This is a genomic window from Candidatus Symbiopectobacterium sp. NZEC151 (assembly GCF_025962655.1).
Taxonomy (GTDB): Bacteria; Pseudomonadota; Gammaproteobacteria; order Enterobacterales; family Enterobacteriaceae; genus Symbiopectobacterium.
The window spans coordinates 1,376,355-1,388,264 of sequence record NZ_JAGFPE010000001.1 but is presented as its reverse complement, the minus strand read 5'-3'; the positions used below and the strand labels follow the sequence as shown (position 1 = coordinate 1,388,264).

Sequence of the window (11,910 nt, the reverse complement as noted above, 5' to 3'; positions counted from 1 at the left end):
ATGTCATGCCCTTATATTTTTATAAGGGCATTCAGTTCGGCGAGAACGCCAACGATAAAGTGCACCAGACATTGATCTTGGCGTAGTAGGGGGGGATGTTCGGCTAAGGTTTCAATATTTCGTTCTCGGGTAAAAGCGAGTGTTATCTCCTCAACGATTTTACTGGGTTTTTGCCGACATGATCAGAATGCGATCGACAAGAAACAATGCCTCCTCCACATCATGGGTCACGAACAGCAGAGTGGTCCCCGTCGCAAGCCAGGCGTTATAAAGGCTCAAGTCGGTTATCGCAGTCCAAGATCGTACAAAGGTGAAGCAAACATTGTGACACCCAACAAGCTCCAGCGGCAATTTAACCCGATGGCTCGGTGACAGATATAACGTACATCAGAACGCATGAAGGCTGGTTTTATCGTGCGGTGGTGGTCGACCTGTTTTCCCGTAAAATCGTTGGCTGGTCGATGCGGGCCAGAATGACGAAGGATATCGTGCTGAACGCACGGCTAATGGCGCTGCGGAAGCGTGATACGCAAAAACAGGGGCAATGAGTTTCAATCATTGGGCGTCACGTACTGACTCTTTTCCCGTCTGATGGTAGAGCTATTCAGCCCTGATTCAACGTCAGTGAAGCCTAGACCTGCGCTGGGGCCGAACCCTTTTGCATGTGAATCAGATGAACCGGTTCACCTGGTGGTGAACCTGGGAAAACCAAACCATTCGCCTGCATTCCGAGGAACCGTGACATTTTGCTCTCGGGATAATAACGGCCATTTTTGGTTAGGGAAGGACGACAGGGCCTTTAAGACCAAATGGTTAACGGAAAATGCCGGGTGTATTCATCTCTATGATGATCTTCAGGAGGCGAATTTCTCTGCATTTGAGGTGATAGAGCCAGGTGATGCTGAGGTGCTGAACGAAAATGGCATCGCCGTATTGCAGAATTGTCATGGCTATTTTATGGCAATACAGGCGCAAAAGTTCTCTATAAGGACAAGGAGGGGTCGACAGGCATGAAGTGACAAAATACGTTAAGAAAGTAATTCATTGTTAGCATTAAAACTCAATAGGTTCAGCACGCCTTAAGAATATTGCAGCAGTAGAATGTATTATGCCCCTGCATATCGATACGCCCGAATATCGGTGGTGACACTCGGGCAATATGTTCATCATCTGGTGCTTTGCTTGTTGTTGTCCTGATAACGCGTGATTACCATTGTTTTGAAGCCTGGGCCACCACCTCGGCACTCCAGTCTACGAAGGCGCGCACGGCCGGGGAGAGGTGCCGACTGTATGAATACAGTACTGAAATCGGCTCCGGTTCGGCATGCAAACCTTCGAGTACGCGGATCAACCGCCCTGAGGTCAGGTGTTCGCGCACCATGTAGCTGGCCACGCGTATCAAGCCCAAGCCGGCGATGCCGGCATCCACGTAGGCGTCGGTATCATTGACGCGAATACTCTCCTTCATGCCTATCGCGGCCGCCTGTGCGCCGTCCTGAAATTGCCAATGGGCAAAGCGCCCTGCGTGGCCGCCGAGATAGCCTACGGCGACGTGCTGTTTCAATGCTTGCAAATCGCCGGGTGTGCCATTCTGTGCGAGGTAGTCCGGGGCCGCACAGACGATCCAGTGGAAGTTGCCGATGCGTCGGGCCACCAACTGTGAGCTGCGCAGGGCACCGGTGCGAATGACGCAGTCCAGGCCCTGTTGTACGACGTCCACGGTGGTGTCAGACAGGCGCAGATCCAGTTCGATCTGCGGATAGCGGCGTGTGAACGCTGGCAACGCAGGAATGAGGCAATGTCTGGCTAGCGATGAGGTGGTACCAATCTTGATGGTACCGCGCAGCGCTTCGGCCCGCTGGGATGCCAGTGCCTCGGCCTCCTCCAACTCACGCAGGATAGCCTTGCAACTGTCGTAGAAGCGCAGGCCGGCGTCGGTGGCGCTGAGGGCGCGTGTGGTGCGATTGAGCAGCCGTGCGCCCAGATGCGACTCCAATTCCTTGATGTTGCGAGTAACAGTAGAGGGGAGCACGTTCAGCGTGTCGGCGGCCTGACGGAAACTGCCGGCCTCGATCACACGTACGAAGGTCTCCATGGCTTGCAGCCTGTCCATAGAATATCTCCTGGGAGCCGATACACGGGAGTGAAGCGTTTATTCCATCCCCCGCAGGGGAAAGACGTGTTTTATTATTGCATTTATTCGAATTATGAAAGTTACCCTGTCCGCTTTTTCATCTGCTTAGGTGATTCTAAGATACCGGGGTGTTGACGCATATCACAATGATATTCAGACAATGACTGTCAATAGACCGCTTTATGACCCGCAGGTAAGGTCGAATGCGAAATCCTTCATTTATTCGGAATGAGAAAATTATGGCAATGTTAAACAACGAACCCGAACGCCGCGACCTGCTGGTCCTTGGGGCCGGCCAACTGGGGATGGCGGTACTGCGCGCACTCGCTCCACGTGCGGCCGCACTACGTCAGTCGGTCACGGTTATCGTCTCGCCGCATACACTCTCCAGTTCCACTCCCGGCAACATGGAGAGCCTTGATGCCCTGCGAGCGCTTGGAGTGGAGGTCATCGGCTTTGACCTGACCAGCGATGTCGCCGCCCTCCAGGTATTGTTCGAGCGCTATCGTACGGTGATCAATTGCACTGGCTTCGTGGCCGGTCCCGGTACCCAGCTCAAGATCACCCGCGCCGCATTGGATGCAGGCATTGAGCGCTACTTTCCCTGGCAGTTCGGCGTGGATTACGACGTGGTGGGGCAGGGCAGTGGCCAGCCGGTGTTCGACGAGCAATACGACGTGCGGCAACTGCTGCGCGCCCAGCGGCAGTCCGAGTGGGTGATCGTCTCCACGGGCATGTTCACCAGTTTCCTGTTCGAGCCAGAGTTCGACGTGGTGAATCTGACGGCGAGGACCATCCACGGTCTGGGCTCGTGGGACACCAAGGTCACGGTCACCACGCCGGAAGACATCGGCAGGCTCACCACGGAAATCCTGCTGGCTGAACCGCGCATCGTCGATCAGGTGGTATTCGTTGCCGGGGACACGATTTCATACGGTGAGTTGGCCGATGTCATCGAGCGCATCACCGGCCAGACGTTCGAGAAGACGCTGTGGACGCTGGACAAATTGCATGCCGATCTCGCTCTTGCACCCGATAACGTCATGGTGCGCTACCGTGCCGCCTTCGCATTGGGCGACGGCATGTGGTGGAACAAGGCGAACACCTTTAATGCGCGTCACAATATTGAAACGGTCGACGTGGCGCACTATCTGCCACGTTTGCTGGAGGCCTGATTCGCTTATTTGCCTGCGGCAAAGCCGGTTCTTATAGTTCGCGGCGTCTGGACAAAAAGATGTATAAAGCAGGAGCAATGACCCGTTCTGTTAATCGTGAGGTGGCTAACTTACCGATCACCATACGGGTCAACGCGTTAATTTAGCGATAGCTCAGGAAATATTCGGCAACCATCTGTGCATTGGCTGGCGTAGCTGTTTCAAAACCATAATATTTTCCATAAACGGGACGCAATTCTTCCGTTGCGCGTCGTGCTATTTCGCCATACCAGGAGGGAAGCATTACCGTATGAGCATTGATCGCTTTTGTATCTACGCCCGCACCAAACGGGACTGCCTTCATCGCTTTCGACACTGCGGTTTTGAGATCGCCAATAAATTTCAGATGAAAAAAGAAATCATCATGTGAACCGATATTACCATGTCCGCCGCTGAAGTAGTCCCAAGGCAGACTGTCGGCTTGCTTAATATTCTGCTCAAGGTATGTAAAACGTTCTGAGCCAGCGAAATTCCAAAATGGCGGCTGATCGGGATTGAGCAGATCCGGCGCATGGAGTATGCGTTCATTTTTCAGCAACCAGGCTGCATGGTCCTCTGTGTGCGCGGCGTGCTCAAAACCGTAAAGTTGAACCGTAAGCTTTTCGAAGGTGAAACTGCCATTCGGCCAGCTTACGACCTCTGTCGGACGCGGTAATGAACTGTTAAGCCGGATCATTTTCTCGGCAGTTGCACTTGAGGCAATCAGCCGTGGCGGGTGAGGTTGTCCTTTTAGCTCAGCAAGCAACACTGGCGTATCCGCGATGTGATCCGCATGGTCGTGCGAATATACGATAGCCGTTATTGGTTTTTTCGTTACAGACTGTATGGCAGTTAACAGTTGTTTTGCATGGCCTTCTAGTGGATCGAACAGCAGCACACCGTTATCGCCTACATAGAAAATGGTCGCGTAAAAGCCGGACTGGAACCAATACGTTTGTTGCGTCAGTCTTTGCAGTACATACCCGCCCTGCATGTTCAGATTAAACAGGTTGGCTACTTTCTCTCCCGGTTGCAAGACGGTTGTACTGGATGGTACCCGATAATGGGCTGATACCGTAGACGGTGCTTCTGCAACCTCAGCGTATACGGTGTTGGCAAATGCTGACAGAGACATCAATAATGTGAGAGATGTTAAACGCAATTTCGTCATGTTAATTATTCCACTGCATATAGCGCCACTGGTGCATTAACACGAGTCGTTATTTTTATCCCGATCCGGGAGACTGTTGTTTTCAGCACCAGGTTAGCTTATAAAGTATTATGAGCCAGCCAATGCGTATTCCATAGCATAAATGATAAAATGCAATGAACACATTGGTTAACAGAAAAGAACGGTTAACCAGGATCAAAATATCTATTTTCATAGTCAACACAAAGATAATGCCACTAAAAATGTTATTATAGAAGATAAACAAAATTGACAGTTTGTATGCTTTTACTATACGGCTAAGGATGATAAAAATTAAACGTAAAGCGACAATTAACGCTAAATTCAATCTTAACCGACTGGTTTATTTTGCAGCGGTGGTAAATACCGGTTCGTTTACGCGTGCTGCCGAAAATCTCGGGGTTACTAAAGCGGTTGTCAGCCAACAGGTAGCTCGTTTGGAAGAAGACACCGGAGTCACACTTCTGATTCGTACTACCCGCTATGTTCATCCCACCGAGGCGGGTAAACATCTGCATGCCAGATGCATGACGATTTTAGGGGAGACTGAAAATGCATTCGATGAGCTTGCCCAGGCTGTTGAGGAACCAACGGGTTTATTAAGGTTATCAGCCCCTTATGATTATGCTTCGGCAATGGTAATGAAAGTTGCGACAGACTTTTGTAATCGCTACCCCAATTGCAAAATAGAATTAAAAGTGAGTGATCAAAAGCTGGATATTTATAATGAAAAACTCGATATTGATATACGCTTAGGTTGGTTGGCTGATTCCACGTCACAGGCAAGAAAAATTGGCACATTTCGACAGTTGATCGTCGGTTCTCCAAAATTAGGTGAACGTATTCGCACTGCTTGCAATCCTGATGAAATAGTCGATTTTCCATTCATCGCAAATTTGATATTGAATGATCCATTATACTGGCACTTTTCCGGTAAGAGCGGTGAATTAGCCTCATTGGAGATGAATGCTGTCATGTTCATCGACTCGACATCAATGGTGTTATCTGCTGTTCGTGAGGGGGCGGGGCTATCAGTTCTGCCAGATTTTATGGTCAATGATGACATCAAATCAGGAAAGCTTGTTCAGGTAATACCTGACTGGCAACTGCCATCTGGTGGCATTTATACCGTTTATCCTTCAGCAAAATTCAGACCTTCAAAGGTCTCTATTTTTACTCAGATGCTATATGAAGCGGAACAAAATCGCATCAATAAATTTAGGGGTTAACGCCACACTGAATAGAAATACCCATCATGCCTGAGACTCGTGTTTGCCCAATTTGGGGTTGGCATTGGGGGCAAACGGGTGGCTAGAGACGTAATACTTTTTTCAGGGACAAGGTCATTTCAGCCATCAGCCATCAGCCATCAGCCATCAGGCAATCAGTAAAAGTGGCAAGAAAATCCGTTAACCATTCCGCCTGCACGCGTCCCCCCAGCCCTGGTCGATGCACCAGATAATAAGCCGCACCGGTTTTCACCATCAATTGGGATGAAGTACAGGCTGCCATCACTGCGCGTACCCGCATGATCATCCTCAACTCGCCGCATAATCCGAGCGGCCAGGTGCTAGGTGCTGACGATCTGACGCAATTGGCACGACTGACACACAATACCGATATTGTGATCCTCTCTGACGAAGTCTACGAACACGTGGTGTTTGACGGCCAGCGTCATCACAGCATGGCGACTCACAATGAACTGGCTTCACGTAGTGTGATCGTCTCGTCGTTCGGTAAAACGTTTCATGTCACTGGCTGGCGCGTCGGTTACTGCTTAGCCCCCGCCGCGTTGATGGACGAGATCCTGAAAATCCACCAATTTATGATGTTTTCCGCCGACACGCCGATGCAGTACGCCTTTGCGGAGTATATGGCGGACCCGGCAACCTACCTGTCACTCGGAACGTTCTATCAACACAAACGCGATCTACTGGTGAGTGCCTTACAGAACGGCCTATTTGAATTATTGCCCGCCGCCGGTTCGTTCTTCATGTTGGCGAGCTTTGCCAACTTCAGCGATGAAAGTGACAGCGACATGGTAAAACGACTGATTAAAGACCAGAATCTGGCCTATGAAGATCTGGCGGCAGGCCGCCTGGACGGCACGCTGGTGATGGCCGCAGCAGGACAATCCGGTTTCCTGGATAAACCGGAAGGTAAAGGTTTTGGCTTTATTGGCAAGGCGGTGGACGACGCGACTATTCTCGGTAGCGGCATCGGTTTCGGCCTGCGTAAAAGCGACACGGCGCTAAAAGTGGCGTTGGATAAAGCCATCAAGCAGGTGCAGGATGACGGCACGGTCGAGAAACTGGCGAAAAAATACTTCCCTGGTTTTGATGTGCGGGTGCAGTAATCCACGCTTTGCGCGGCCTTCCATTGGCGCGACGGAAATGAAACAAGAAGGCCTGCGCGATTGCGCGGGCCTTCTTGTTGGCAACGGCTTTCTAATGAACGGGGAATATTAATACAATAATGGAATTGGCAAAGAAAATATTTCACATGAGTCTATAAAACGCATTTTATTATCGGCCCTTTAGCTATTATCAAAGAGCAACAGATTGCAGTCTGTCTGTGTGGTTTTGAGAAAGCAAAGCAGAAAATTTGCTTTGACAAAAAATAAACTGCATGAGAGGTTTATTTTAATGGGGTTAGAAATTTAATTTATTCAGATTCAGTGATAATAAAAGCATTAGCCTATATCGATAACTGTTTTATATCATTTTAAACGATGGGTTTTTATTGCACAGGGGCAATAATAATGAACACTGTTAGTCGTGTTATCCTCTTTTTATTTCTAATGTTTTCTGCTGTTTTCACCGCGCAGGCTTATCCCGAACGACCAATTCGCTTCATCGTGCCATTCAATCCCGGTGGTGGCCAAGACATCCTTATTCGGCATATTACGCCTAAAGTCAGTGATATCCTCGGGCAGCAGCTTGTGGTAGAAAACCGACCCGGGGCGGCTGGCACATTAGGGGCGTTGGCTGTTGCTAATGCTAAACCGGATGGTTATACCATCGGTTTGGGGAGTTCATCGACCCATGCAGCGAACGTGTCACAGATAGCGGGGCTCTCCTATAACCCGGTCACGGATTTTGAACCCGTTGCTCTGTTGGCCGAATTTATTTCGCCGCTGGTGGTCACTGCAAGTTTGCCGGTTAATTCAGTTGATGAGTTGATCCAACTGCTGAAAGCAAATCCGGGTAAATATAATTACGCGTCTGCCGGGCAAGGTTCACCAACGCGATTCAAAGCCATTTTGTTTAATCAAATCGCAGGTGTTAATACCGTCGAAATCCCTTACAGTGGCTCCGCTCCTGCGTTGGTGGACCTTGTGGCTGGTCGCGTTGCGTTAATGTTTGATGGAATGGCGGCAACGGCTCCCTTGGTGAAAGCGAATAAATTGAAGATATTGGCTATTTCCTCTCCCGAACGTCTCCCGGAGTATCCCACTATACCGACATTGGATGAACTCGGTATCAAAGGGATCAATGCCAATGCCTGGGCAGCCGTCTTTGCGCCTGCGGGGACGCCCCAGCCCGTGGTGGAAAAGCTCAACCTAGCCTTTAATCAGGCGATTAACGACCCGGCTATCCGCGCTAAATTGACCGAGCTTGGCTATCAACCCTATGGAAATATTGCGCCACCGGCATTGCGTGATTTTGTGAAGAGCGAAATTGCTGAATGGGCACGCTTATCGAAACTGGCTGGCATTGAAGCAAAATAATCGTGATAGCGGGATAACGGATTTATCCTGCTGATATCACGCTCTCGTTGGTCTTTTTCGGAAGCGATCCATGATGTCTGATAAGTCATTATTGTATACGCGTGACGATACCGTGTCGGGTGGGTTTCTACTGCTCATCGGTAGTGCTGCAATGACGATAGCGATCGTCAAATACCCTGTAGGAAACGCATCGCAAATGGGGCCGGGCTATGTTCCCGCGCTTCTTGGTGGATTGCTTGCTCTGTTGGGTTTTATCATTGCATTGCGAGGAACGTTAAGCCAGGTTTGGAAAACCGATAAATTTCATTCAGCCGTGCGTCCGCTGTTTTTTATTCTCGGTGTGATTATTCTGTTTGGATACATCATCAGCGTAGCGGGAGTGATTGTATCCAGTGCGTTGGCTATTGCCGGTGCTGCACTGGGTACGCGAGAAACGCGAACCAAAGAGATTATTATCCTGGCGATTATTATGGCCGGACTATCGGATCTTTTCTTTGTAAAAGTACTCGCTATTCCGTTTAACGAGTGGCCCCTGCAATGAGCGAATTGTTTAACGGTTTTGCCAGCGGTCTGGATGCCGTATTCACCCTGAATAATCTCTTCTATTGCTTTCTCGGTGCCCTGCTAGGGACATTTGTCGGTGTCTTGCCCGGCGTAGGGCCTTTGGTGACGATTGCACTGTTGCTGCCGTTCACTTTTTTACTCGATCCCAGTGCTGCGCTGATTATGTTAGCGGGGATTTATTACGGTTCAGCCTATGGCGGCTCTACCACGTCAATTTTGCTCAATATTCCAGGTGAAACCTCATCGGTAATCACCTGCCTCGATGGCCATGCGATGGCGCGGCAAGGCAGGGCAGGTCCAGCACTGGCTATCTCTGCGATTGGCTCATTTTTCGCAGGCAGTGTAGCGACGATCATTATCGCACTCTGTGCGCCGCTGCTTTCCTCTCTGGCGTTGCTTTTTGGGCCTGCTGATTATTTCTCGTTAATGCTGCTTGGCCTTGTCGGTGCGATTGTTCTGGCACAGGGATCGTTGCTTAAGGCGTTTGCCGTAATGGTGCTAGGGATGCTGCTCGGATTGATGGGGGTTGATGTCAATTCAGGGACAGAGCGTTATACCTTTGGCATTATCCAACTCACGGACGGTATCAGTTTTGTTGCGTTGGCGATGGGGCTGTTTGGTATCAGCGAAATCATCCGTGTGGTTTCCCTTCGGGAACAATCTACGGGCAACGTTATTCCCCACGGGCGCGTTTTGCTAAGCCGTGACGATCTCCGTCAATCGGCGGGTCCTGTGTTACGCGGTACGCTGATTGGGTCGCTGTTTGGACTGCTGCCCGGTGGCGGTGGGGCGCTGGCAACGTTCTGTTCGTATACGGTAGAAAAAAAGGTGTCGGCAAATCCTGAGCAATTTGGTCACGGCGCGATTGCCGGTGTCGCGGGGCCCGAGTCTGCTAATAATGCAGCGGCTCAAACGTCGTTTATTCCCTTATTAACGCTGGGTCTCCCCTCTAATGGCACCATGGCCTTGATGGCGGGTGCGATGATGATCCACGGTATTACACCGGGCCCACAATTTATCACGGACCAACCCACTCTGTTCTGGAGTGTGATTGCGAGTATGTGGATTGGCAATATCATGCTGCTGGCGCTCAATCTGCCACTGGTCGGGGTATGGGTACAACTGTTGCGAATTCCCTATCGGTTACTGTATCCGGTTATCATTATGTTCTGTTGCATTGGTATATACAGTGTGGCGAGCAGTTCATTCGATATTTTTACGGCGGCGCTATTTGGGCTGATTGGATTCGCGTTGGTGGCTTATGACTACGAGCCAGCCCCCTTACTGATGGGTTTTATTCTCGGGCCGTTGATGGAGGAAAACCTGCGTCGGGCCATGATGATGTCGCGAGGACGTTATGCCGTCTTCATCGAAGAACCCATCAGTCTGTGTTTGCTGTTAATGGCATTGGTGCTGCTAGCAATCACTGTACTCCCTTCGATCAAAACAAAGCGCGAGCATATTTTCACTGAATAATGACACCTGTGGCGTATCGCTTATGCATGCGCAATACGTGGTATCAGCCAGTATCTGGATAACGGCTAACGTTGGATGAGTCAGTGATTGCTATACCTCATGCCGATTCGCTTATTCTCTATGTCGGACGCTTGCGGTCACTCGCCTCATCTTGATGCGGGAAACTCACGCATCGCGCACGTCAGCACGGCTTGGCGAACAGAGCTATAGCAGAAAGTACCATGATCGTCGCTCCTGATAAGGACCAGAGCTGGATTTTTGTTCACGGTGGTGCTGCCTAACAGTAACAATCTGGAACCGAAATCACCCGCATTCAAATGGACTTAAATGTGTACTTAAAGTCATCGGATTTGAGTGGACGTCGATAGATTATACTGGAATAAAAGAAGATAGAATTTTTCTTCTTTTCAGAGTGTTATAGACATCGATAGGCGTCTATAGAACATGAATTGGTACGACCAAGTGGACTCGAACCACCGACCCCCACCATGTCAAGGTGGTGCTCTAACCAACTGAGCTATGGTCGTACTGTATGTAGTATCAATCAATTAGTTGATTAGATACATTTTTTGACACTCCCGCTGGAGGAGTGGGCGCTATTATGGCGTTGTCCTCCCATGATGGCAAGTGCTTTGTTACCGCTTTTTTACCGAGTGCTGAATGTTTGTGCTGCACGGTTTTCCGTAGGTCATTTATCCTGATAGCGTATCGCATCGATAAACAGGGCGAATGCCGTGGGGTGCTGCTTGCGTGTCGGATAATAAAGGTAGTAGCCGGGAAACGGCGCGCACCATTCTTCCAGCACCCGCGTCAGTGTGCCTGCTTCAAGTTCCTTGGAAACCGCATCTTCCGGTACGTAAGCCAGGCCGAAACCGTGGCATGCGGCATCAATGCGCTGGCGCAAACTGTTGAAGGTTAACTGCCCATCCACGCGTACTCGCATTTCGCGACCGGCATGGGCAAACTCCCAGGCATACAATCCGCCCAGCGTAGGCAAACGCATATTAATGCAACGGTGTTGCTGTAACGCCTGAGGGGATGAGGGCACGCCGTTGCGCTCAAGATAGGCGGGCGAGCCAACAACGGCCATGCGCATCTCCGGGCTGATACGCACCGCCACCATATCTTTTGCCACCTGTTCGCCTAAACGAATGCCGGCATCGAAGCGCTCGCTGACGATATCGGTGAGTGCATTATCAACCGTGATTTCAATGTTGATATCCGGATAGGTCGCGAGGAATGATTTCAGTATGGGCCACAGCACATAATCGGTGGCGTGTTCACCGGCTGTGATGCGGATATTGCCCGCCGGACGTGCACGCATGTCGCGCAGCGCGATGAGTTCGTTTTCAATATCGGCCAGATGTGGTTCAAGACGGCTTGCGAGCTGTTCGCCGACCTCCGTCGGCGCGACGCTGCGCGTGGTGCGGGTGAGTAATCGCAGTTCCAGACGCTCTTCCAGACTGCGTACCGAATGGCTCAGCGCGGATTGCGATACGCCAAGGTGAGCGGCGGCTTTGGTAAAGCTGCGCTCTCTGGCAACCGCCAAAAATGACATCAGATCGTTGAAGTTTTCTTTCAGCATGCAACCTTCCGGTTTGCGCCACCGGCGTTGTGCGGCGGC

General features: G+C 50.5%; 9 protein-coding genes, 1 tRNA gene and 3 pseudogenes. 7 read left to right on the top strand and 6 right to left on the bottom strand.

The window, feature by feature from the left end:
- Window positions 1-92: 92 nt before the first annotated feature.
- Window positions 93-288, bottom strand: a pseudogene (locus J5067_RS06125) (ABC transporter ATP-binding protein); the annotation flags it as partial.
- Here J5067_RS06125 and J5067_RS06120 point away from each other — a divergent pair.
- Window positions 268-524: pseudogene (locus tag J5067_RS06120) on the top strand (DDE-type integrase/transposase/recombinase); the annotation flags it as partial. The pseudogenes J5067_RS06125 and J5067_RS06120 overlap by 21 nt on opposite strands.
- Before the next feature lie 683 nt (window positions 525-1,207).
- Here the strand turns inward: J5067_RS06120 and J5067_RS06115 are convergent.
- A complete protein-coding gene (locus J5067_RS06115; RefSeq protein WP_264650669.1) occupies window positions 1,208-2,113 on the bottom strand; it encodes a LysR substrate-binding domain-containing protein in 906 nt (301 codons plus the stop codon).
- A gap of 266 nt (window positions 2,114-2,379) precedes the next feature.
- On the opposite strand from J5067_RS06115, the gene J5067_RS06110 reads away from it, so the two are divergent.
- The gene (locus J5067_RS06110; RefSeq protein WP_264650852.1) at window positions 2,380-3,309 is read left to right on the top strand and encodes an aromatic alcohol reductase; all 930 of its coding nucleotides are present in this window, start codon (window positions 2,380-2,382) and stop codon (window positions 3,307-3,309) included.
- A gap of 142 nt (window positions 3,310-3,451) precedes the next feature.
- On the opposite strand, the gene J5067_RS06105 is transcribed toward J5067_RS06110, so the two are convergent.
- A complete protein-coding gene (locus tag J5067_RS06105; RefSeq protein WP_264650668.1) occupies window positions 3,452-4,498 on the bottom strand; it encodes an MBL fold metallo-hydrolase in 1,047 nt (348 codons plus the stop codon).
- 302 nt (window positions 4,499-4,800) lie between these two features.
- On the opposite strand from J5067_RS06105, the gene J5067_RS06100 reads away from it, so the two are divergent.
- The gene (locus J5067_RS06100; protein ID WP_264650667.1) at window positions 4,801-5,745 is read left to right on the top strand and encodes a LysR family transcriptional regulator; all 945 of its coding nucleotides are present in this window, start codon (window positions 4,801-4,803) and stop codon (window positions 5,743-5,745) included.
- A gap of 133 nt (window positions 5,746-5,878) precedes the next feature.
- On the opposite strand, the gene J5067_RS06095 is transcribed toward J5067_RS06100, so the two are convergent.
- Window positions 5,879-6,046 carry a hypothetical protein gene (locus J5067_RS06095; RefSeq protein WP_264650666.1) on the bottom strand — a complete coding sequence of 56 codons (168 nt, stop codon included), beginning with the start codon at window positions 6,044-6,046 and terminating at the stop codon, window positions 5,879-5,881.
- Between J5067_RS06095 and J5067_RS06090 the strand changes: the two are divergent.
- The 4 genes and pseudogenes from J5067_RS06090 to J5067_RS06075 form a co-directional block, all read left to right on the top strand.
- Window positions 5,994-6,872, top strand: a pseudogene (locus J5067_RS06090) (aminotransferase class I/II-fold pyridoxal phosphate-dependent enzyme); the annotation flags it as partial. The gene J5067_RS06095 and the pseudogene J5067_RS06090 overlap by 53 nt on opposite strands.
- Window positions 6,873-7,277: 405 nt before the next feature.
- The gene (locus tag J5067_RS06085; protein ID WP_264642965.1) at window positions 7,278-8,246 is read left to right on the top strand and encodes a tripartite tricarboxylate transporter substrate binding protein; all 969 of its coding nucleotides are present in this window, start codon (window positions 7,278-7,280) and stop codon (window positions 8,244-8,246) included.
- A gap of 70 nt (window positions 8,247-8,316) precedes the next feature.
- Window positions 8,317-8,787 carry a tripartite tricarboxylate transporter TctB family protein gene (locus tag J5067_RS06080; protein ID WP_264642964.1) on the top strand — a complete coding sequence of 157 codons (471 nt, stop codon included), beginning with the start codon at window positions 8,317-8,319 and terminating at the stop codon, window positions 8,785-8,787.
- Window positions 8,784-10,286 carry a tripartite tricarboxylate transporter permease gene (locus J5067_RS06075; RefSeq protein WP_264650665.1) on the top strand — a complete coding sequence of 501 codons (1,503 nt, stop codon included), beginning with the start codon at window positions 8,784-8,786 and terminating at the stop codon, window positions 10,284-10,286. The genes J5067_RS06080 and J5067_RS06075 overlap by 4 nt, the downstream gene beginning before the upstream one ends.
- A gap of 450 nt (window positions 10,287-10,736) precedes the next feature.
- Here J5067_RS06075 and J5067_RS06070 read toward each other — a convergent pair.
- Both J5067_RS06070 and J5067_RS06065 read right to left on the bottom strand, forming a co-directional pair.
- Window positions 10,737-10,813: transfer RNA gene (locus J5067_RS06070), tRNA-Val, on the bottom strand.
- 161 nt (window positions 10,814-10,974) lie between these two features.
- On the bottom strand, window positions 10,975-11,871 hold the full coding sequence (locus tag J5067_RS06065) for a LysR family transcriptional regulator (protein WP_264650664.1): 897 nt from the start codon (window positions 11,869-11,871) through the stop codon (window positions 10,975-10,977).
- Window positions 11,872-11,910 lie beyond the last annotated feature (39 nt).